Source organism: Exiguobacterium sp. s128, from assembly GCF_018618815.1.
GTDB lineage: Bacteria > Bacillota > Bacilli > Exiguobacteriales > Exiguobacteriaceae > Exiguobacterium_A > Exiguobacterium_A antarcticum.
This window is the reverse complement of sequence record NZ_JACSMT010000020.1, coordinates 1-22,912: the sequence shown is the minus strand read 5'-3', so window position 1 is coordinate 22,912 and position 22,912 is coordinate 1. Positions and strand designations below refer to the sequence as shown.

21 protein-coding genes are annotated in these 22,912 nt (G+C 48.6%); all 21 read left to right on the top strand.

Annotated features, from left to right (window positions below; genetic code table 11):
• The first annotated feature begins 2 nt into the window (after nt 1-2).
• A complete protein-coding gene (locus KNQ13_RS09215) occupies nt 3-593 on the top strand; it encodes a redoxin domain-containing protein (protein ID WP_014969991.1) in 591 nt (196 codons plus the stop codon).
• Between the two features lie 21 nt (nt 594-614).
• Entirely contained in the window at nt 615-2,156 is a 1,542-nt protein-coding gene (gene resB, locus KNQ13_RS09210) for a cytochrome c biogenesis protein ResB (protein ID WP_236624418.1), read from the top strand.
• Nucleotides 2,153-3,319 carry a c-type cytochrome biogenesis protein CcsB gene (gene ccsB / locus KNQ13_RS09205; RefSeq protein WP_026831112.1) on the top strand — a complete coding sequence of 389 codons (1,167 nt, stop codon included), beginning with the start codon at nt 2,153-2,155 and terminating at the stop codon, nt 3,317-3,319. The genes resB and ccsB overlap by 4 nt, the downstream gene beginning before the upstream one ends.
• Nucleotides 3,320-3,504: 185 nt before the next feature.
• Nucleotides 3,505-4,221 carry a response regulator transcription factor gene (locus KNQ13_RS09200; protein ID WP_014969994.1) on the top strand — a complete coding sequence of 239 codons (717 nt, stop codon included), beginning with the start codon at nt 3,505-3,507 and terminating at the stop codon, nt 4,219-4,221.
• A gap of 2 nt (nt 4,222-4,223) precedes the next feature.
• Nucleotides 4,224-5,951 carry a sensor histidine kinase gene (locus KNQ13_RS09195; RefSeq protein WP_014969995.1) on the top strand — a complete coding sequence of 576 codons (1,728 nt, stop codon included), beginning with the start codon at nt 4,224-4,226 and terminating at the stop codon, nt 5,949-5,951.
• A 31-nt stretch (nt 5,952-5,982) separates the two neighbouring features.
• Nucleotides 5,983-6,534: a cob(I)yrinic acid a,c-diamide adenosyltransferase gene (locus KNQ13_RS09190; protein WP_209548321.1), complete on the top strand. Its 552-nt coding sequence runs from the start codon at nt 5,983-5,985 to the stop codon at nt 6,532-6,534.
• Nucleotides 6,531-7,784: an EF-P 5-aminopentanol modification-associated protein YfmF gene (gene yfmF / locus KNQ13_RS09185; protein ID WP_014969997.1), complete on the top strand. Its 1,254-nt coding sequence runs from the start codon at nt 6,531-6,533 to the stop codon at nt 7,782-7,784. The genes KNQ13_RS09190 and yfmF overlap by 4 nt, the downstream gene beginning before the upstream one ends.
• Nucleotides 7,784-9,052 carry an EF-P 5-aminopentanol modification-associated protein YfmH gene (yfmH, locus tag KNQ13_RS09180; protein WP_014969998.1) on the top strand — a complete coding sequence of 423 codons (1,269 nt, stop codon included), beginning with the start codon at nt 7,784-7,786 and terminating at the stop codon, nt 9,050-9,052. The genes yfmF and yfmH overlap by 1 nt, the downstream gene beginning before the upstream one ends.
• A 3-nt stretch (nt 9,053-9,055) precedes the next feature.
• Nucleotides 9,056-9,760, top strand: coding sequence for an elongation factor P 5-aminopentanone reductase (gene ymfI / locus KNQ13_RS09175; RefSeq protein ID WP_026831113.1), 705 nt, complete (start codon nt 9,056-9,058; stop codon nt 9,758-9,760).
• Between the two features lie 93 nt (nt 9,761-9,853).
• The gene (locus KNQ13_RS09170; protein ID WP_014970000.1) at nt 9,854-10,636 is read left to right on the top strand and encodes a DUF3388 domain-containing protein; all 783 of its coding nucleotides are present in this window, start codon (nt 9,854-9,856) and stop codon (nt 10,634-10,636) included.
• A 27-nt stretch (nt 10,637-10,663) separates the two neighbouring features.
• Nucleotides 10,664-11,557 carry a helix-turn-helix domain-containing protein gene (locus tag KNQ13_RS09165; RefSeq protein ID WP_014970001.1) on the top strand — a complete coding sequence of 298 codons (894 nt, stop codon included), beginning with the start codon at nt 10,664-10,666 and terminating at the stop codon, nt 11,555-11,557.
• Between the two features lie 63 nt (nt 11,558-11,620).
• Nucleotides 11,621-12,199 (top strand): CDP-diacylglycerol--glycerol-3-phosphate 3-phosphatidyltransferase, encoded by a 579-nt coding sequence (pgsA, locus tag KNQ13_RS09160; RefSeq protein ID WP_014970002.1) that lies wholly within the window; start codon nt 11,621-11,623, stop codon nt 12,197-12,199.
• A gap of 70 nt (nt 12,200-12,269) precedes the next feature.
• A complete protein-coding gene (locus KNQ13_RS09155; protein WP_026831114.1) occupies nt 12,270-13,514 on the top strand; it encodes a competence/damage-inducible protein A in 1,245 nt (414 codons plus the stop codon).
• Between the two features lie 101 nt (nt 13,515-13,615).
• Nucleotides 13,616-14,659 (top strand): recombinase RecA, encoded by a 1,044-nt coding sequence (gene recA / locus KNQ13_RS09150; RefSeq protein WP_014970004.1) that lies wholly within the window; start codon nt 13,616-13,618, stop codon nt 14,657-14,659.
• 193 nt (nt 14,660-14,852) lie between these two features.
• Nucleotides 14,853-16,415: a ribonuclease Y gene (gene rny, locus KNQ13_RS09145; RefSeq protein ID WP_014970005.1), complete on the top strand. Its 1,563-nt coding sequence runs from the start codon at nt 14,853-14,855 to the stop codon at nt 16,413-16,415.
• A 50-nt stretch (nt 16,416-16,465) separates the two neighbouring features.
• On the top strand, nt 16,466-17,260 hold the full coding sequence (locus tag KNQ13_RS09140; protein WP_014970006.1) for a TIGR00282 family metallophosphoesterase: 795 nt from the start codon (nt 16,466-16,468) through the stop codon (nt 17,258-17,260).
• A 29-nt stretch (nt 17,261-17,289) separates the two neighbouring features.
• Nucleotides 17,290-17,550 carry a stage V sporulation protein S gene (locus tag KNQ13_RS09135; protein WP_012369932.1) on the top strand — a complete coding sequence of 87 codons (261 nt, stop codon included), beginning with the start codon at nt 17,290-17,292 and terminating at the stop codon, nt 17,548-17,550.
• 200 nt (nt 17,551-17,750) lie between these two features.
• The gene (locus KNQ13_RS09130) at nt 17,751-19,502 is read left to right on the top strand and encodes a 2-oxoacid:acceptor oxidoreductase subunit alpha (RefSeq protein ID WP_014970007.1); all 1,752 of its coding nucleotides are present in this window, start codon (nt 17,751-17,753) and stop codon (nt 19,500-19,502) included.
• Nucleotides 19,489-20,355 (top strand): 2-oxoacid:ferredoxin oxidoreductase subunit beta, encoded by an 867-nt coding sequence (locus KNQ13_RS09125; protein WP_014970008.1) that lies wholly within the window; start codon nt 19,489-19,491, stop codon nt 20,353-20,355. Before KNQ13_RS09130 ends, KNQ13_RS09125 begins: the two co-directional genes overlap by 14 nt.
• Nucleotides 20,356-20,450: 95 nt before the next feature.
• The gene (gene tdh / locus KNQ13_RS09120) at nt 20,451-21,542 is read left to right on the top strand and encodes an L-threonine 3-dehydrogenase (protein WP_014970009.1); all 1,092 of its coding nucleotides are present in this window, start codon (nt 20,451-20,453) and stop codon (nt 21,540-21,542) included.
• Complete coding sequence (locus KNQ13_RS09115; protein WP_014970010.1) at nt 21,542-22,714, top strand: glycine C-acetyltransferase; 1,173 nt, start codon at nt 21,542-21,544, stop codon at nt 22,712-22,714. The genes tdh and KNQ13_RS09115 overlap by 1 nt, the downstream gene beginning before the upstream one ends.
• Nucleotides 22,715-22,912: the final 198 nt, after the last annotated feature.

Genomic DNA, 22,912 nt, shown 5'->3' with positions numbered 1-22,912 from the left:
ACATGAAAAAAACGAATCAAAACCCGGATGAGCGGCTAGCAGCCGCGAAGCAAAAGAAGAAAAAACGTTCATTTTGGCGGTTAATGATCATGACGATGGTATTATTCGCCGGTGCGGTCGTCATCATGCAATTTGTCGATCAAGCGACACGAGACAAGGACGGTCGAGTCCTTGCCGGTGATGATGCCCCAGGATTTGCACTTGTTGATCTGTATGGAGAAAAACAGCATACGATGGATGAGTACAAAGGAAAAGGACTGCTGCTTAATTTTTGGGGTACGTTCTGTGAACCATGTAAAAAAGAAATGCCATTGATTAATGACAACTATGACATGATGCAAAAAGCAGGCGTCAATTTCGCTGCGGTCAATGTCGGTGAAACACCGGTCCGTGTCTCAAGTTTCATCAAAGAGATTGGCGGGACGGAGTATCCAATTTTGATGGATACGAACAGCTCGGTCGAAAAAGCCTATGGGATCTACAATTTGCCGGTGACCTTCATCATCAATAAAGAAGGTAAAGTCGTCGAAAAGTATGAAGGTGAAATCGATCAGGCAAAACTGGAAGAAATGATTAAAAAAGCAAACGAGTAACGCATCGAGGGGGAATTTATGATGCAGCAGGAATATAAGCAACTGGATATGCGTTATGAGGAAGCCGAGCTTCGTTCGAAACGGAAAAATCAGTCATGGATTGACCGGACATGGACGTTCTTTTCATCCGTCAAGGTCGGGCTTTGGCTGATCGGCTTAATCATCATCGCAAGTGGGGTCGGAACGATCTTCCCGCAAGAGATGTACATTCCACAAGCGATCCCACCGGAAGAGTTTTACGGTAAAGAATATGGTACGGCCGGCGATATGTATTATGCGTTAGGATTCCACAACCTATTCGAATCATGGTGGTACATCGGACTGATTACACTATTGTTACTTTCGATCATCATCGTGTCGATCGACCGTTTCTTCCCGCTTTATCGCGCGTTGAAGAAACAACCGGTCATCCAGTCCGACCGTTTTATGGGCGGTCAGCGATTTGGCGCTGAAGCGACTGGAACGGTAAACCAGATTGATGCCATCGAACCGTTATTAAAGAAAAAAGGCTACAAGATCCGTCGGCAAGACGGTGCCCTCTTGGCAGAAAAACAACGATTCGGTCGTTGGGGTCCGTATATCAACCATATCGGATTAGTCCTATTTTTTGGTGGCGCGATGTTACGAATCGTTCCTGGCATGCATGAAGATGAACTGTTGTGGATTCGTGAAGGGGAGACGTTACCGGTCGAGGCGACAGATAACGAGTACTACCTCGAGAACAACGCCTTTAACATCGAATTCTACGATCCGGCAAAAGAGGATGAGAAATTCAGTGAGGCTTTAAAACGAGCCGGCGGAAGTGTTCCGAAAAACTATGATACGCAAATGACCCTTTACAAAAAAGACGGGATGACGGATGACTTTAAGCCGAAACTCGAAAAAATCAAGACAGGTGAAACGGCCGTCAACCAACCGTTTGAATTCGGAAATTATCAAGTCTTCCAAGAACAATATGCGGCAGACCCGGAATTCAAGACGATGTCCTTTAACATCGAAAATCAAAAAACGGGCAAAGTTGTCGATACGATCAAAGTCGATTTACGCAACCCACAAGAAACATATCCATTAAAAGATGGGTATGAAGTGGAACTAAAAGACTTCTTACCGGACTTTGTCGTCAAAGACGGAAAACCGACGACGAACTCATCCCGTCCAGTCAATCCAGCATTTGTCTTTACGATTAAATCACCAGAACATCCAGAAGGTGAACGAAGCCTGATCGGCATCAAACTCAATGTCGGGGGTGATGAGAATCAGTACAAGATGGGCTTCGCGGGAACGGAACTCTCGAATATCTCAGGTGTCCGGATCAAAAAAGATTTGACGTTGCCCTTCTTGTTTGCGGGCGGAATGATCTTCATGTTTGGTCTGTTGCTTGGTATGTACTGGCCACACCGGAGATTATGGTTAAAAGAAACGAACGGGCAAATCAACATCGCTGGTTTTACGAACAAAAACGCACTTGGGCTTCAAAAAGAGGCCAATCTCGCACTGACTGAAGTGGGACTTCCATCATTAGAAGACCGGCAGAAGTTGCGAGAAGAGGGGGAATCGAAATGAATCTGCTTAGCTTGAGTAGCAACTTATTGCTCGCATCTTTTATCTTATATCTGATCAGTACCGGTTTCTTTGCCGTTGCGACGAGCGGTAAGAAGGGACCAACACGTTCCGGAAAAATCGCTTTTTCACTCGCGATTCTTGGGTTTGCTGCCCAACTGGGTTACTTCTTTACACGCTGGGCGGGGGCGGGTCACGTTCCGGTCTCGAACTTATATGAATATACGACATTCTTCGGCATGATGATGGTCCTTGGTTTCCTGATCGTGTACGGGATTTATCGCAACAACGTCCTTGGACTTGTCGCGATGCCGGTAGCCTTACTCGTCATCGCCTACGCGTCGATGTTCCCGGATGAAGTGCAACCGTTGATTCCAGCCTTACAAAGTGTTTGGCTGAAAATTCACGTCACGACAGCAGCACTCGGAGAAGGAATTCTTGCCGTCAGTTTTGCGACGGGCTTGTTGTATCTGATCCACGCGACGGACTTTAGTAAAGAATCGAAAACACGGACGTGGCTCGAAGTCGTCATGTTTTCACTTGCATGTGTCGTCGGTTATATCGTCGTTGGTCTATTGTTCAACGCACTTGGCACAAACTCAACGATTGAATATGTCGCGAAAAATGGTGCGACGATGCAACATGAGTACACGATGCCGGTCTTAACGGGTCCTGAAAACGGGAAAATCATCTCCGGTTCAGGTGCTGTCGCTGAATTACCGAACTTCCTCAATGCCAATAAAGTCAATACGGTCTTATGGTCATTGATTGGTGGGGTAGTCTTGTACGCCTTACTCCGGTTCGTCATTTTACGGAAACGTCTCGCAGAGAGCTTAAAGCCGATTGCGCGCAAAATCGATCTTGAGACAGCGGATGAAATCAGTTACCGCGCGATTGCAATCGGATTACCAATCTTCATTCTTGGTGGTTTGATCTTCGCGATGATTTGGGCACAGATGGCATGGAGCCGTTACTGGGGCTGGGATCCAAAAGAAGTATGGGCACTGATTACGATGCTCTTCTACGTCTTTTATCTGCACATGCGCATACAGCGTGGTTGGATTGGCAAAAAATCAGCCTGGTTATGTGTCGGCGGATTCGCGGTCATCATGTTTAACCTCGTCTTCGTCAATCTGGTGGTAGCCGGTCTTCACTCGTACGCTTAATGAGTGAGGAAGAAATAGCAGCATCATCCAGGATGGGTGACGGAAGAACATTTCCGTTTCTCATCCTTTTTGGTGAGGTCAATTGGAATTCCAAGGTCGAAGACGCTATTTCTTTTTGTTTCATAGTATACTAGAAGAGTAGTAGGATAGAGCTAGATAGATTAGTTTATGGGAGGAATCAACTGATGTCAGAAGAAGCGCGTATTTTAGTCGTCGATGACGAGGAACGGATTCGACGTTTATTAAAAATGTATCTCGAACGTGAGAATTTTACGATTGAAGAAGCGGATAACGGAGAAACAGCTCTCGAGATGGCGCTTGAGACAGAATATGATGTGATTCTACTTGATTTGATGATGCCGAAGCTTGATGGGATGCAGGTCTGTGAAGAACTACGGAAGACAAAAGCGACACCAATCGTCATGCTGACGGCAAAAGGGGAAGAGACGAACCGCGTCCACGGCTTTGAGATGGGGGCGGACGATTATATCGTCAAACCGTTCAGTCCACGCGAAGTCGTCTTACGGGTCAAGGCCATCTTGCGTCGTGCGAGTGCGACGAAGTTTTTACACACGGACGCGAAAACAAAAGATGTCATCGTCTTCCCGCATTTGACGATCGACAATGATGCTCACCGTGTCACGGTCGAGTCACAGGAAGTCAACTTGACACCAAAAGAATACGAATTGCTATATTTCCTTGCGAAACAGACGGACAAAGTCTTTTCACGTGAGCAATTGTTAAAAGAAGTTTGGAATTACGAGTTTTTCGGCGACTTACGGACAGTCGATACCCATGTCAAACGGTTACGTGAAAAATTGAACCGCCTGTCACCAAGTGCGGCTCAGATGATTACGACAGTTTGGGGTGTCGGCTATAAGTTCGAGAACCATCCTGCTTGACGATGAAATGGCTACAGAGTGTCGTCATCAAACTATGGGGAACGATTTTATTACTTGTTTCCGTCGTCTTGATTGCCTTGACGATTTTGTTACTCGAATTCTTTAATTCGTTTCATATCGAACAAGAACGGGGTCATCTGGCGAAACTCGGTCAGCAGGTCGAAACCGTTATTCAAGCCCACAGTGGTCTGGAGGAAGGTTCGGCGACCGCAATCGAAATTACCGATATCTATGGCGCGACATTGATTGCGACAACGAAGGAAGATACGGTCGAAACGAACATCTCGGAAGAGAAGGCAACGCGAATCATCAAGGAACTGGAACGGCAAAACTGGAAAGCCGTTGATGGTGAAGAAGGGGAGACGGCGATCGGGAACTATGAGACGTTTGACGGAAAAGCAGCACTGGCTTACCGGGCGCCCTTCATCACCGAAAGTGGCAGCGGAACGATGTATCTGATTGAACAGTTGACGAACATCGAACAGGCAAACGAAGGGGCGCGTCAGATCATTCAACTCTGTGTGTTGCTTGCCATCATCGGCACGACGGTGTTTGCCTTTTTCCTTTCCACCCGCATTACAGCGCCGCTCCGAACGATTCGGCAAGCGGTCGTCGAAGCCGGCGAAGGGAAATTCGATCAGAGTCTGACGCAACGATCCCGTGATGAGATCGGTGATTTGGCGTTAGCCTTCAATGAAATGAGCAGTCAGCTCAATCAATATGTCACGGATCTCGACAAAGAGCGGCATTTGTTATCGTCGATCTTAAAATGTATGGCGGACGGTGTCCTGACCTTCTCTGACTCGGGCGAGTTGCTCGCGACCAACCCACCAGCAGAGGCATTCCTCGCGGGAGCACCGGTTCCGGATGAATTGATTGAACTGTTTCAGACGGTCATGCGTAAAGAAACGGAGATGACGGTTTCTTTCGAACGCGAAGGTCGGTACTACATCATCATCGTCAGTCCGTTGCTTGAGCAGGAAGAACAGATCGGTGCCGTCGCCGTCTTACGGGACATGACGGAAGCGCAGCAACTTGAGAAGATGCGCGCCGATTTTGTCGCCAACGTCAGTCATGAGTTACGGACACCTCTCGTCATGTTACAGGGCTACTCGGAAGCAATCGTCGATGGAATGACAGAAAGTGACGAGGCCACAAAAGAGTTCGCCTCGATCATCTATGACGAATCGCAACGGCTGTCGCGTCTCGTCAACGACCTGCTTGACCTTGCCCGGATGGAAGCCGGATATCAGGAACAACGGGTGGAATTAATCGAAGCTGTTCCATTTGCCAAACGAATGATTAAAAAATTCAAGCAGATGGGTCTGGAAAAACGGGTGTCCTTTGAAGTCGTCGGACCGAATGTCCAATTTGAAGCCGATCCGGATCAAATGGATCAGGTGATGACGAATTTACTTGGAAATGCGTTACGTTATACGGAAGATGGTCAAATCAAGATTGAAATCGTGGAAGATAGGGAAACTATATCTTTATCTGTAATTGATTCGGGAGACGGGATTCCGGAAGAAGATGTCCCGTTTGTGTTTGACCGTTTTTATAAAGCGGATAAAGCACGGACACGTGGCAAAACAGGGACGGGGATTGGTCTTGCGATCGTCGCTAACGTCGTTCGGTCACACGATGGTGAAGTCCAAGTCGAAAGTGAACTTGGAAAAGGCTCTGTGTTCCGAATTCAATTACCAAAAAAACAAAGGAAGCGAACTTTATGATTCGCTTCCTTTCGCTATAGGAGTGAGTCGTTTGAAAATTTATACTAAATCAGGTGATGATGGGGATACATCGCTCGTCGGCGGACGGGTCAAAAAAAATGACGTCCGGATCACATTGATGGGAGAGCTCGACGAATTAAATAGTTTTGTCGGTCTAGCCCGGACGAAAGCAACTTCGATTGAAGTGAAGGAACAACTGACGGTCATTCAGCACGTCTTATTTGATTGTGGCAGTGACCTGATGTACGTCGAACAAAAACCATCTCGTCTCAGCGCAACGGCAACGGATGATCTTGAAAGTTGGATTGACAGCTTGACCGTCTTGTCCCCCCCGCTCGATAAGTTCATTTTACCCGGAGGAACTGAAGCAGCAGCTTGTCTCCATGTCGCACGGACGGTTTGTCGACGGGTCGAGCGAGCGATGATTGACGTCGAACAGGCGCATCATCTGTTACCGTTCATCAATCGGTTAAGTGATTTCTTCTTTACGGCAGCGCGGTATGAAAATGCCGTCAATCAAAAAGCAGACATCGAATACTTGCGAAGCGCAAATGTATTCAAACGAAAGGGTGGAGAAGCATGAGTCAGTCATTTCAAACCTGGAAAAAACAAGGAACGACGTTTCATCTCGTTCCGACCGAAAAATTCAAGACGACGACGGTCCTCGTCACGTTTTCCGCACCACTTGAAGAACAGACCTTGACGAGCCGGGCATTGCTGCCTTATATCATGGAGAAATCGACAGCGGCCTATCCGTCGATGAAAGCCTTACGCGAACCGCTCGAAACATTGTATGATGCCGGGTTATACGCGGATGCCTCGAAGTTTGGAGAAGAACATGTCATCTCCTTCCAACTCGATATCGTACGCGGCGACCTTGTCCGTCATGAGACACTTCTCGAAGAAGCCCTTGATCTACTTGAACAGATGATCTTTTATCCCGACTTGACGGAAGGCGGTTTCCGCGAACAGTTCGTCAAACAGGAAAAACGGTTGCATGCGTTACGGATCAGTTCGTTGTATGACGATAAGATGCGTTTTGCGCAACAGCGTCTACTCGAATTGATGGCACCAGGAGAAGCCGTGTCCCTGCCGTCACTCGGGACGTTAGAAGCACTTGAACAGATCACACCGGCTTCGTTACGCGATACATACCGCTCGATGGTCGAAGAAGACCGAATCGACGTTTTTGTCGTCGGTCATGTCACGCAAGACGAGATGGAAGATGCCTTGTCGTTCTTACCATCACATGCTGAAAAGGTCAGCCATTACATTCCGGCTCAAAAACAAGTCGCGGGTGTCAAACGATCGTCTGAGACCCAACCGATCAAACAGGGGAAATTACACTTAGGCTACCGGGTAGCGGTTGATCCGACGTCAGTTGATTCGATTCGGATGCAAATCGTCAACGGTTTATTTGGTGGATTCCCCCACTCGAAGCTGTTTATGAATGTCCGTGAAAAAGAGAGTTTGGCCTATTATGCGGCGTCGCGGTATGCGGCTCTGAATGGTGCCTTATATGTGTATGCTGGTGTCGAGACGAAACAGGCGGAGCGAGCAGAAACGATCATCGCTGAACAGTTGACGGATTTGAAAGCCGGAGTGTTCACGGATGAAGAGTTGACGCAAACAAAAGCGATGCTGATCAATGCACGTCGTCAGATTCTCGATCAGCCCGGTCAATTGATCGGGTGGTTAAATGGATCAAAAATGCGTGGACTGACACTGGAAGACGAGATTCATATCATTGAGACGGCGACCCGGGAAGATGTCGTCCGGTTGGCAGCGACAATCGAACTGGAAGCCGTTTATCTATTGCGAGGTGAAGAATAATGGAACAGGTAACGTATCACGATACAGACGAAACCGTTTTTTTTGAACAGCTCGATAACGGACTAACCGTTTATCTTCTTCAGAAAAAAGGTTATGAAAAAACATATGCGACGTTCACGACCCGGTACGGATCGATTGATAATCGCTTTAAAAAAGATGGCGATTGGGTCAATGTACCGGACGGGATTGCTCATTTCCTCGAGCACAAGATGTTTGAGTCGGAGCAAGGTGACGTCTTCCAACAGTTTGGCCGGCTCGGTGCTTCGGCCAATGCCTTTACGTCGTTTTCCCGGACCGCCTATCTGTTCTCGGCGACTTCATTGATTGAGCAAAATCTCGAAACGTTGATTGATTTCGTCCAAGATCCGTACTTTACGGCAGAAAGTGTGGAAAAGGAAAAAGGAATCATCACCCAAGAAATTCAGATGTATCAAGATAATCCGGGATGGCGTCTGTTCTTTGGTCTGATTGAATCGATGTACGCCAAACATCCGGTCCGGATCGACATCGCGGGAACACCGGAATCAATCAATCAAATCACGGCGGAAGACCTCTACACGTGTTACCAGACGTTTTACCACCCGTCGAACATGGTTCTGTTCGTCGTCGGAAATATCGACCCGGCAGAAACATTAGATCTGATCAAAGCAAATCAGGCGAAAAAGAATTATGCGGATCGTCCGGCAATCGAACGGGATTACGGCGTTGAACCCAAAGCCGTTGCCCGGAAACGAGTGGAGCTGGAACTCGACGTCAAGACACCTAAAGTGTTGATTGGTTATAAAGATACGTCACTTGGTGGCGAAGAGCAGCTGCGTCGTGAACTGACGAGCGAACTGTTGTTACATCTGTTGTTCGATCAGACGTCTTCGACGTACCTTGCGTTGTACGAAGATGGTTTGATTGACGATACATTCAGCTTCGATTACTCGAGTGAAGAAGAATTCGCCTTTGCGACATTCGGGATGGAAACGGAAGATCCGGATCGTTTCATTACAGCGTATGAAAAATTATTAGCGGCCCGTCCAGCGTTCGAAGAGACGGAAGTCGTTCGCAAACGAAACATGATGCAAGGAAAATTCCTCCGGGCACTTAATTCACCGGAATTCATTGCGAATCAGTTTTCGCGTCATGCGTTAGCCGGGACGAACTTGTTTACGTTACCGACGTTGATCGCATCCATTACAAAAGAAGAAATCGAAGCCCGTTTTGACGAATTGTTTGCGCTTGAAAATCGTGCGATTTCAATCGTCAAACCGTATGCTTGACCGATGCGGATTTTAATTACGGGAGCGAGTGGCGCAATTGGTTGGGCGACCGTCTTACGTTTGGCGGCAGACGGGCATGAGCTGGTCTTGCACACCCACCAACGGCGACACGAACTCGAACAGATGGTAAAGCAATTGCCTGTGACGACAAAAATCGTCGCAGGCGATCTGTCTGACCGGGAAAAATTGACAGCGTTTTGTGAAGCGTTGCCTGCAGTCGACGGATTCGTTCATATCGCCGGGACTAGTTTCAGTGGTCTGCTTGTCGATCAAGCGACACGCTCAATCGAAGCGATGATGACATTACACGTCGAGTCACTGATTCGTATTTCTCAGGCATTGACGAAAAAAAAAGCTTTTTCCGTACCGTTGTCCATCGTCGTCGTCAGCAGTGTGTTAGGTGAGTTTGGTGCTGCCGGAGAAGTCGTCTATTCGACATGTAAGGCGGCACAACTTGGTTTCGTCAAGTCGTATAGTAAAGAGCTTGGCGCGATGAACGGACGTGTGAACGGCGTCACACCAGGGTGGATCGAGACACCGATGAACGCTGTTTTTTCAGAAGAAGACCGTCAACAGGCGATCGCAGAAATCCCGGCCGGTCGTTTCGGACAGGTCGAGGAAGTTGCATCAGCGATTACATATTTAATCCGTCAAGAGTCCGCCTATATGAATGGTGCCGTCCTCAAAATTGACGGTGGTTGGATGTAATCCGCTGAAATTTGGCAGGGGAATGCTTTTCATTTTTCAAAAAATCATTTAACATGAGGGATGGATAACCGATTTTAAAGGGAGGCTTTGCGCGTGAGTGAATTCGAACAGTGGTATCTAGAGTACGAACTGAACGTCAATCGTCCCGGTATTTTAGGGGACATCGCGTCACTCATGGGGATGCTACATATCTCGATTGTCACGATCAATGGTGTCGATCACCAGCGGCGCGGCATGTTGTTGCAAACGAAGCAACCGGATCAGATCCCGCGACTCGCAGCCATCTTGAAGACGATGTCGACCATCGATGTGATCAAATTGCGTAAACCAAAATTACGCGACCGGATTGCGATTCGTCATGGACGTTATATCGATCACAGTAGCGGCGAAATCAAAACGTTCCGATTCGTCCGGGAAGATTTGGGGATTCTCGTCGATTTCATGGCAGAGTTATGCAAACAGGATGGGCATCTGTTGATTGGAGTCCGAGGCATGCCACGGGTAGGGAAAACGGAATCGATTGTTGCCGCCAGTGTCAGTGCCAACAAAAAGTGGTTGTTCCTCTCGTCGACGTTGATCAAACAGACCGTTCGGACGTCACTGTTTGATGATGAACGGACAGGTGATTATGTTTATATCATCGATGCCCTCGTCTCCCAACGACACTTTGATGAACGACATTGGCAAATCTTACGTGAAGTCATGCGGTTACCCGCCACGAAAATCGTCGAACACCCGGACGCTTTTGTTAAATCAAGCGAATATACGTGGGATGATTTTGATTACATCATTGAACTACGCAACACGACCGAAGAAATCATTGTCACCGAACCACCGCGGGCCCATGGAGGGAACGATTGGTTCAATTTCGAATAAGTATTGAAAATGGAAGGTGTGTTACCGATGACCGAGCTCGGAACCTACTTAAAGGAGCAGCGGGAGACATTAGGTATCTCTCTCGAACAAATCCAAAGTACAACTAAAATTCAAAAACGTTACATCACTGCGATTGAAGAAGGCGATTATAAACAATTGCCAGGTGCCTTTTATGCACGGGCATTCATCAAAACGTATGCAGAAGCACTTGGGCTGGATGTCGATGAAGTGTTTGCCACGTATAAACGTGATTTACCGGAACCAGAAACACAGCCGGTCGTCGAATTGTCTCGCCGAGCGACCTATTCGAAATCGACGGCGCCGAAGAAAAGTGTCGCCAAACGCTGGATTCCGAATATCATCATCATTGCCTTGATTTTTGCGATCGGAGTCGCCCTGTACTACGGATTCCAGGCATTCCGTGATGGCGATGATACGACGACGTCTACACCTCCACAAAGTGAAGTCACGATTGATGAAGGGGACGCACCAAGCGAGGAAGCCAACACCCCGGTAGCGGAGGAGCCGAAGGAAGAACCGGCGAAAGAAGAAACCGTGCCTGTCAAAAAAGAAGAGAAAAAACCATTGCCTGTCAAAACGACGGTTGGTCAAGATATCACCTATGAAGTGCCGGCGGATGATACAATGAGTGTAACGATCCGCATCAAAAAAGATGCCTCACCGTCTCCGTTTGTCGGTGTTCGTGATACGTCGCTAGAAGGGGAGGCACTTGCCCCAGACCACATCAATGCGTCCGATCCGAACCCGATTGTCGTCAAAAACGCCAAAACGGATGTGATTCGGATTCGGGTTGGTTCCATCAAAGGGATTGATCGGATTCTCGTTAATGATCAGGAGCTTAAGCTTAACCGCTCCCTCCTCGTTCAGAACATTTATTTAAAGAAAGTAGCCACGCCGTAAGGCGTGTCTTCTTCATGTCAGCAGGATGCTGGCATACATAACTCGAAAAGGAGGGATACGAGAATGAACTTACCCAATCAATTGACGGTCTTACGCGTCTTATTAATTCCCGTGTTCGTAGCTGTCTTAGCAATCAACCCAGACTGGGGACAGTGGGATGTATTAGGGGCGGAACTCCCTGTTGCTCACTTCGTCGCCGCGATGATTTTCTCAGTCGCCGCCATTACCGATTGGCTTGACGGGTATCTGGCACGAAAAAACAAATTGGTCACAAACTTCGGCAAATTCATGGATCCTCTCGCCGACAAGATGCTTGTCGCAGCGGCACTGGTCTACCTCGTCGAGCTGGACTTCGTCGCCGCCTGGGTCGTCGTCATCATCTTATGCCGTGAATTTGCCGTGACAGGTCTACGTCTCGTCGCATCCGATGAAGGAATCGTGCTTGCTGCCGGAAACTCAGGTAAAGCAAAAACGTGGGTTCAGCTCACGTCGATCATCGCCTTTTTATTACACGACATCGGATTTGCTTTACTCAACATCCCGTTTGCGGAAATTACGATGTGGCTTGCGTTAGTCTTGACGATTTATTCAGGTCTTGAGTATTTTTCGAAAAACATCAAGTTAATTACGAAATCGATGTAAGTTATCTCAAACAAGGCTGTTCGCCAAACCGAACAGTCTTTTCTTATAGTTAGGAAAGCGGGGAATCAGGATGAAAGCAGAAATCATTGCCGTTGGAAGTGAGTTATTGTTAGGGGAAATTGCCAACACGAACGCTCAGTATCTATCGGAGTGGCTGGCGACGTGTGGCATTGACGTGTATTACCATACGGTCGTCGGTGATAATCGGGAACGGATGACCGACGTCATCAGACGAGCGCAGGGGCGGGTCGACCTTTTGGTGATCACCGGTGGACTCGGACCAACGGAAGACGATTTGACGAAAGAAGTCGTGGCGGAATTATTAGAACGCTCGTTACAGATCGACCAACCGGCGTATGATCGAATCGAAGCGTTCTTGAAAACACGGGGACGAACGATGACGAACAACGAGAAAAAACAAGCGCTTATCATCGAAGGGGCCGATGTGTTGACGAACAATGCGGGACTTGCACCCGGTATGTCCGTTCATACGTCGGACCATCAGTACATCTTGTTACCGGGTGTACCAAGGGAAATGAAACGGATCATCGCAGATCATTTCGATCATTTGTTAGGTAAAGAAACCATCAAATCAAGAACACTCCGTTTTTTTGGAATCGGAGAATCTGCCTTAAATGACCGGTTGGCGGATTTGATTCGGACGGCGCGTAATCCGTCCGTTGCGCCCTATGCGGAACTGGCGGAAGTCCGTTTACGTTTGACGGCGAAGGCACTTGACGAACAAACAGCCCTCGAGATGCTTGATCGACTCGAACGTCAAATACGTGATGAAGTCGGTACTTATTTTTATGGATATGGTGAGACAAGTTTACCGGAAGTCGTGCTTGATGACTGCCGGAAAGCCGGTTTGACCTTGTCCGCAGCGGAGTCCTTGACAGGTGGTGCTTTTGCGAGCGGGTTGACCGACATCAAGGGGGCGAGTGACGTCTTCCGCGGGAGTGCCGTCGTCTACTCAGACGTCGCAAAAGTCAACGTCTTAGGAGTCGCACAAACGTTACTCGATCAACAAACGGCAGTCAGCCGGGAGGTCGCCATTGCGATGGCGGAAGGAGCGCGAGCACTCTATCAGACGGATCTTGCGATTGCCTTGACAGGGGAAGCTGGACCAACGAGCAATAGTGGTCAAACCGTTGGCACGGTCTATTGTGCCTTGGCGCAAGCGAGTGGGACGGAAGTGCTTGAACTGACATATCCGGCCTTCGACCGTGGTATGATTAGGTTGCGATCGGTTAAGGATGCGTACTTCATGCTGATTAAAAATATCAACCACTCAGACAAACGTATTCAAAAATGAATTTTTTCAAGTATACGAATAAATGTTCGTGAAATGCTTGTTATTCGGTCTCAAAAGAAGTACAATAATCTCAGTAAGATAAATAAAAGGAGGCCTGCTACGTGAGTGATCGTAAAGCAGCACTTGAGATGGCGTTACGTCAGATTGAGAAACAATTTGGTAAAGGTTCAATCATGAGACTTGGTGAGAATGCAGATCAGAGAGTATCCGTTATCTCGTCTGGATCAATCACATTAGATATCGCACTTGGTGCAGGTGGATACCCACGTGGACGGGTAATTGAAGTCTATGGTCCAGAGTCTTCTGGTAAAACGACTGTAGCGCTTCACGCGATTGCAGAAGTACAAAAACAAGGTGGTCAGGCCGCCTTCATCGATGCCGAGCATGCACTCGATCCAGCATATGCAAGTAAACTTGGTGTCAATATTGACGAGTTATTATTATCACAACCAGATACAGGAGAACAGGCACTTGAAATCGCTGAAGCGCTTGTCCGTTCAGGTGCTGTTGATATCTTAGTCGTCGACTCCGTTGCTGCACTTGTACCAAAAGCTGAGATTGAAGGCGAAATGGGTGACTCACATATGGGGCTACAAGCTCGTTTAATGAGTCAAGCTTTACGTAAACTTTCTGGTGCGACAAATAAATCCAAAACGATCGTCATCTTCATCAACCAGATTCGTGAAAAAATTGGTGTCATGTTCGGTAACCCGGAAACGACTCCAGGTGGACGTGCCTTGAAATTCTACTCGTCTGTTCGTCTAGAAGTTCGTCGTGCGGAAGCTCTTAAAAACGGAACAGACATCGTCGGAAACCGGACGAAACTGAAAGTCGTTAAAAATAAGATTGCACCACCATTCAAACAAGCCGAAGTCGATATCATGTATGGTCAAGGTATCTCGAAATTCGGTGAGTTGATTGATCTTGGGACGGATCTTGATATCGTTCAAAAAAGCGGAGCCTGGTATTCATACAATTCGGAACGTCTCGGTCAAGGACGTGAGAATGCGAAACAATATATGATCGAACATCCGGAAGTCGCGGATGAAGTTGAACGGTTGATTCGTGAGCATCACGGTTTGGTTGATCGGAAAGATCCAGTCGATTTCGAAGAAGGTCAAGCGGAAGATATGTTCGCGGAATAAGTTGAAAAAGAGTGGAATCGATTCAGATTCTGCTCTTTTTTAATGGAAAAGAGGAAAAGATAGGAATTCTTTCCCGCCCGTTCGTTGACAATGAACGAGTGCTATCCTTACAATATAGATGTACGTTTTTTAGACAGCTTCGATGAATAACCGAAATGAACTAAGAAACACCTTGCAAAGGGGAGGTGAACCCATGGATACAACAACTTGGATTGTCATACTTCTCCTCACATTACTGATCGCATTCATCGTAGGCTACTTCTTGCGGAAATCGATTGCAGAAGCGAAGATTCAAGGTGCGGAAACAGAGGCGACGAAAATCGTGGAACGTGCACAAGTATCAGCGGAAGCAACGAAAAAAGAAGCATTACTCGAAGCGAAAGATGAAGCTTTCAAACTTCGGACAGAAGTGGAAAAAGAACTTCGTGAACGTCGTCAAGAGCTAACGAAACAAGAAGGACGATTGCTCCAGAAAGAAGAGACACTCGATCGCCGTGTTGATTCCATCGACCGTAAGGAAGAGCAGATCAATACACGTGATGCAGAGATCACGAAACGGAAGCATCAAGCTGAAGAGTTAGAACGAAAAGTAGAGGACCTGTATGAACAGGGACGCCAAGAGCTCGTACGTGTTGCGAATCTTTCGCAGGACGATGCTAGAGCTATCATCATGGATGAGACAAAACAAGCTGCCATGCACGACGCAGCAATTCTTCAAAAAGAAATCGAACAAAAAGCAAAAGAAGAAGCAGACAAAAAAGCACGAAACATTCTTTCACTTGCGATTCAACGGTTCGCCGCTGAACATATCGCAGAGACGACGGTTTCCGTCGTCAACTTACCGAATGACGAGATGAAGGGCCGGATCATCGGTCGTGAAGGGCGAAACATTCGGACGCTTGAAACATTGACGGGTATCGATTTAATCATCGATGATACACCAGAAGCCGTCATTTTATCCGGATTCGATCCGATTCGCCGTGAAGTGGCGAAGATGGCACTTGAAAAGCTTGTTCAAGACGGTCGGATTCACCCGGCTCGGATTGAAGAGATGGTCGACAAGTCACGCCGGGAAGTCGATGAACGAATCCGTGAAATCGGTGAAGAAGCGACGTATGACGTTGGCATTCACGGGATTCATCCGGATCTCGTTAAAATCCTCGGTCGCTTGAAGTACCGGACGAGTTATGGGCAGAACGTTCTTTTCCACTCACTTGAGGTGGCTCACCTTGCCGGCATGATGGCAGCTGAGCTTGGAGAAGATGTGACGCTTGCGAAACGGGCAGGTCTCCTGCACGATATCGGAAAAGCCGTTGACCATGAGGTCGAAGGAAGTCACGTGGAGATCGGGGTTGAACTTGGTACGAAGTACAAAGAACATCCGACCGTCATCAACGCGATTGCTTCTCACCACGGGGACACGGAAGCGACATCTGTCATTTCTGTTCTGGTCGCAGCAGCCGATGCTTTATCTGCAGCACGCCCAGGAGCACGTCAAGAAACACTCGAAAGTTATATCCGACGTCTTGAACGTCTGGAAGAAATCTCAGAATCATTTGACGGTGTCGAGAAGTCCTTCGCGATCCAAGCAGGTCGTGAAGTACGAATCATCGTTCGTCCTGATGTCGTCGACGATGTTCTTGCGCATAAAATGGCAAGTGATATCCGGAAAAAAATCGAAGAAGAACTCGATTATCCGGGTCATATCAAAGTCACGGTCATTCGGGAAACACGGGCAGTCGAATACGCAAAATAAGCAGAGTGGCGGGCGACCGCCACTTTTTTTAATGATTGGAGGAAATTTTTTTGAAAATCTTATTTATTGGTGACGTTGTCGGGGCACCGGGTCGGCATATCCTGCAACAGTTCACAGCACGAATCAAATCGAGGTACAACCCGACGGTCATGCTGGTGAATGGAGAAAACGCGGCACATGGTCGTGGGATCACAAAGGCAATTTATCATCAGTTGCTCGAGCTTGGTTTCCATGGCGTGACGATGGGCAATCATACGTTTGACAATCGAGATATCTTTGATTGGATTGATGATGCGGACCGGATCGTCCGTCCGGCGAACTATCCGGAAGGTACACCGGGACGCGGCATGATGGTCTTAAAAGTCGGCAACAAAAAGATTGCTGTCATCAACGTCCAGGGAACAGTCTTCTTGCCAGCACTCGGTGATCCATTCCGGACCGTCGATCAGTTGATTGCGGAAGTCGAAGGGGAAGTCGATGCGATTTTCGTTGACGTCCATGCAGAAGCAACAAGTGAAAAAATCGCGATGGGCTATCATTTAGCAGGGCGTGTCCAAGCAGTCGTCGGAACACATACCCACGTCCAGACAGCGGATGAACGGATTTTGGAAGGCGGAACGGCTTACATCACGGATGTTGGCATGACGGGTCCTCTTGATGGTGTGCTCGGTATGCGAAAAGAAGATGTTTTACGGAAATTTAAAACACAGCTCCCAACCCGGTTTGAAGTTGCGGAAGGACGGGAACAGTTAAATGGAGTCTTGATTCATATTGATGATGTATCGAAAAAAGCAACGAAGATTGAACGGATTCATTTGACGGATCAATCGATTTTCTTTGATTAAGTGTTGATTTTTGATTGGGAGGTACATGCATGGACGTCCTGAAAGTATCAGCTAAATCGAATCCGAACGCGGTCGCAGGAGCGCTCGCAGGTGTACTTCGAGAGAAAGGTTCTGTCGAAATTCAGGCAATCGGTGCAGGTGCACTCAATCAATCCGTCAAAGCGGTTGCGATCGCGAGAGGATTTGTCGCACCGGCAGGGATGGATCTGATCTGTATTCCGGCATTTACCGACATCATGATTGATGGTGAGGAACGGACGGCAATCAAACTAATCATTGAACCACGATGATGCATCATTGGACATAGGTCCTACGTTAAGCTAGACCATTTACTCGCTGGAGTAGATGGTCTTATTTGTGTACTATCCAGGATATTTTCAATCGATTCGTTTGAGGAGGATTGTACAACTATCCGGAAATCGGTATCATGAGGGAGGACAGTGAAGCAGACAGCTTCAATCATTTCAGGGGATAGAAGGAGCGAACGTCGATGTACAATCAATTGTCATGGAAAGTAGGCGGTCAGCAGGGGGAAGGGATCGAATCAACAGGTGAGATCTTTGCCATTGCCCTGAACCGCTTAGGTTATTACTTATATGGATACCGCCATTTTTCTTCACGGATCAAAGGGGGTCACACGAACAATAAGATTCGTGTCGCAACACACGAAGTCCGGACCGTTGCCGACGATCTGGATATTTTAGTCGCCTTTGACCAAGAAACGATCGACGTCAATTTCCATGAATTGCGTCAAGGGGCGATCATCATCGCCGATGCGAAATTTAATCCGACCAATCCCGATCAGACGCGGGCCGTGCTCTATCCGATTCCCTTTACGGAAATTGCGGCAGGACTTGGGACGTCACTGATGAAGAACATGGTCGCAATCGGAGCATCGAGTGCGATTCTCGGCATCGATCCGGAACGTTTCCAAGCGGTCGTCGAACAGATTTTTGGTCGGAAAGGACCCGAGATGGTCGAAAAGAACTTATCCGCGATCCGAGAAGGCGCAGCTGCGTTTGAAGCGATGGCAGCGACGTCCGAACGCTTTATTTTAGATCCGGCCGATGGACAGCAACGGATGTTCATGATTGGCAACGATGCGATTGCGCTTGGTGCGGTTGCAGGCGGGGCTCGTCTGATGGCAGCGTATCCGATTACCCCATCGTCTGAAATCATGGAGTACTTAATCAAAAAATTACCACAATTCGGCGGGACCGTCGTTCAGACGGAAGACGAACTCGCAGCTGTCACGATGGCGATCGGGGCCAACTATGCCGGCGTCCGTGCCTTGACGGCGTCGGCTGGACCAGGACTGTCCTTGATGGCAGAAGCAATCGGATTGTCCGGGATGACGGAGACACCACTCGTCATCATCGACACACAACGCGGAGGACCATCGACAGGACTACCGACGAAACAGGAACAATCGGATTTGATGGCGATGATTTATAGTACGCACGGGGAGATTCCGAAAGTCGTCCTGGCGCCGTCGACGGTCGAGGAGGCATTTTATGATGCGGCGGAAGCCTTCAACATCGCGGAAGAGTATCAATGCCCGGTCATTCTCTTGACGGACTTGATGTTGTCGCTCGGTAAACAATCCGTCGAACCGCTTGATGTCAATCGGGTCGAAATCCGGCGCGGGAAGTTGATTTCAGGCGAGCTGCCGGAACTTGAAGGCAAAGCCTATTTCAAACGGTATGAAGTGACGGAAGACGGAATCAGTCCGCGCGTCGTACCGGGAACGAAACACGGGATTCATCACGTGACCGGTGTCGAACATAACGAAGAAGGTCGTCCGTCGGAAGCGACGAAAAACCGAGTCGATCAGATGACGAAACGTCTTCGGAAGTTGAATCAGTTCCGCCTGAAGGATGCGGTACTCGTGACCGAGCAACATGCGAAGCCGGATATCCTGTTCGTCGGCTTCAACTCGACACGTGGAACGATCGAGGAAGTGATGCCGCGTCTGGAAGAACAAGGTGTTCATGTCGATCATCTGCATATCCGTCAGATGCATCCGTTCCCAAGTGAACTGGTCCGTCCGCATCTTGAACGGGCCAAACAAGTCGTCGTCGTCGAATATAATGCGACGGGACAACTCGCGAAATTAATCCAGATGAACTGTGGGTTTGCAGAAAAGATCGAACATATTTTAAAATTCAACGGCGATCCGTTCTATCCGGCAGAAGTGGTCGAACAAGTCGTCGCAGGAGGGATTTTCCATGGCAACATTTAAAGACTTCAGAAACGATGTCAAACCAAACTGGTGTCCCGGTTGTGGCGACTTTTCAATTCAGGCGGCGATTCAGCGGGCTGTCGCGAACGTCGGGCTCGAACCGGAGGAACTGGCCTTGATTTCCGGAATCGGCTGTTCTGGACGGATTTCCGGCTACATCAACACATATGGTTTTCATGGTGTTCACGGTCGGTCGTTACCAATCGCCCAAGGAGTCAAGATGGCCAACCGTGAATTGACGGTGATTGCTTCCGGTGGAGATGGAGATGGTTTTGCGATCGGGATGGGACATACGATCCATGCCTTTAAACGAAATGTCGATATGACGTATATCGTGATGGACAACCAAATCTACGGTTTGACGAAGGGGCAGACGTCACCAACGTCTGCACTGGGATTCAAGACGAAATCGACACCAAAAGGATCGATTGAAAAAAGTGTCTCACCGGTCGAGCTTGCTTTGACGGCAGGCGCGACGTTTGTCGCCCAAAGTTTTTCAAATGACTTAAAAGGGCTGACGAGCTTGATCGAACAGGCGACGCAACATAAAGGATTTGCTTTCATCAACGTGTTTAGTCCGTGTGTCACGTTTAATAAAGTCAATACGTACGACTGGTTCAAACAGAATTTGACGAAACTGGATGATCTTGAAAACTATGACGCAACTGATCTCGATCTCGCGAAACGGGTTGTCCATGAGCACAATGGTCTTGTCATGGGACTGATTTACCAGGATGATTCACGTCCAGATTATCAGTCGCAAATCGATGGATACGCGGATCAGGGGCTGACATTTGCCGATCTTGACATGAATGAAGAAACATTTGGTAAACTTGCCGCCGAATTCATGTAAACTAGAGTGGAATGATTGTTTGGTTATTTGGGGATGCTCAATACTTGGTCATTACCGATCAGAGAAACAGGTAAGGCCTACGAAGGAGTCGGGGAATGATGACAAAATTAGTGACAGCTGTAGAGGATACGACGAAGGTGAAAACGATGCGGGCGCTTGTGAAGGAAGAACGTGGGTTTGGCGCCGTCTTAAAAGAAGTCGCCGTCCCAACACCGAACCGGGGCGAAGTGTTGATCCGGGTCGAAGCGACATCAATCTGCGGGACGGATGTCCACATCTACGAATGGGATGCTTGGGCGGCGTCACGCGTCAATCCGCCCTATGTCTTCGGACATGAGTTTTCAGGCGAAGTCGTGGAGCTGGGGGAAGGGACAAAACGTCTGAAACTCGGTGACCGGGTCTCGGCTGAGACGCATATCGTCTGTCATCAATGTAAACAATGTTTACGCGGGCAATACCATATTTGTAAAAACACAAAAATTATCGGCGTCGATACGCAAGGCTGTTTCGCCGAGTACGTCGTCATGCCGGAAGAAAACCTCTGGGTCAATCCGGAAGATATGCCAGCCGGCATCGCGTCGATTCAAGAGCCGATGGGCAATGCCGTCCATACGGTGCTCGCCAGTGACGTCAGTGCCAAGACGGTGGCAATCGTTGGTTGCGGTCCAATCGGGTTGATGGCAGTATCCGTCGCAAAAGCGGCAGGGGCGGCAGAAGTCGTGGCGATTGATGTCAATCCATACCGACTCGAACTTGCGAAGACGATGGGGGCAGATGTCGTCATCGACTCACGTCATGAAGATGTTCTTGAACGCGTCCGGATGATGACCGACGGCGACGGCATTGATGTCGTCTGCGAAATGAGCGGTCATCCGGTCGCCATCGGTCAAGCATTCGAGATGGTGACGGCAGGCGGAGATGTCAATATCTTGAGTCTGCCGGTCAAACCGGTCGAAATCGATTTGACGAACCATGTCGTTTTCAAAGGAGTCCGCGTTCAGGGGATTACCGGACGGAAGATGTATGAGACATGGAGTCAGGTGTCTGCCTTCTTGTCGAGCGGAAAAGTCGATGTGAAGCCGTTGATCACTCATACGTTACCACTCGAACGGTTTGAAGAAGGATTCGAATTGATGCGACAAGGGAAATGTGGAAAGGTCGTACTACAACCAAGGGGGACGAATTGATGGGTTTTGAGCATTTACGGACAGAATTAGAAGAAATGAAACAAGCGGGGACGTTCCGCGAACTCGTGGCGCTTGAAAGTGCCCAGCATAACCGGGTGACGGTAAACGGGAAAGAATTGATTCAATTGTCGTCAAATAACTATCTCGGACTGGCAGCGCATCCGCGTCTCGCTAAGCGGGCTGCCGACGCAGCACTGGAATTTGGTGCCGGTACGGGATCGGTCCGGACGATTGCCGGAACACTCGAGATGCACCAAGCGTTCGAACGGGAGCTTGCGACGTTCAAACATACGGAAGCAGCGCTCGTCTTCCAATCGGGATTCGCGACGAATCTCGGTGTGTTGTCTGCCTTGCTCGGACCGGAGGATGTCGTCATTTCCGACGCCTTGAATCATGCCTCAATCATCGACGGAATCCGTCTGACGAAAGCGAAACGCCGTATCTATAATCATGTGGATCTTGCGGACTTGGAAGCGGCTCTGCAGGAAACACAGGACGCGCGGACACGTCTCGTCGTAACGGACGGTGTCTTCTCGATGGACGGTAACATTGCACCACTCCCGGAAATCGTTGAACTGGCTGAAAAATATGATGCCCTCGTCATGGTCGATGATGCCCATGCATCTGGCGTTCTCGGAAAAAGTGGTCGCGGAACCGTCAATCACTTCGGACTCGACGGACGGGTCGCGTTGCAAGTCGGGACGCTTTCAAAAGCGATTGGTGTTCTCGGCGGATATGTCGCGTGCGAACAGCATGTCAAAGACTATCTGATCCATAAAGGCCGTCCGTTCCTCTTCTCGACGTCCCATCCACCGGCTGTCGTCGAAGCGAACCGCGAAGCACTCCGCGTCATGGAAGAAGAAACGGAACTGTTTGACCGTCTCTGGGAAAACACGGAATTCTTCAAGCACGGATTACGGGAACTCGGTTTTAATATCGGCACATCCACGACGCCGATCACACCGGTCATCGTCGGTGACGAAGCATTATGCCATCAGCTGTCAGACCGTCTGCGTCAACACGGTGTCTTTGCGCAAGGGATTGCCTTCCCGACGGTCGCAAAAGGAAAAGCACGTGTCCGGACAATCGTCACGGCGGAACACACACGCGAGGACTTGGAACAAGCGCTTGAAGCCTTTAAGCAAGTGGGCCAAGAGTTGAAGTTGATTTAACAAAAACGAATCAGGTTTTTACATGTAACGGTACACGAAGAAGGGGCTGACTCAAAAAGGAATCACTCGTTCTTTCACGCACTTTCCTCAGGCGAGACACAAGCCAGCTTTTGAACTGCTCCCCGTCAAGTAGACAGTGTAAATAATTAAAACTCACTCAAGCGGCTTTTGTCCTGAATTCAATAGGACTCAAGCCGT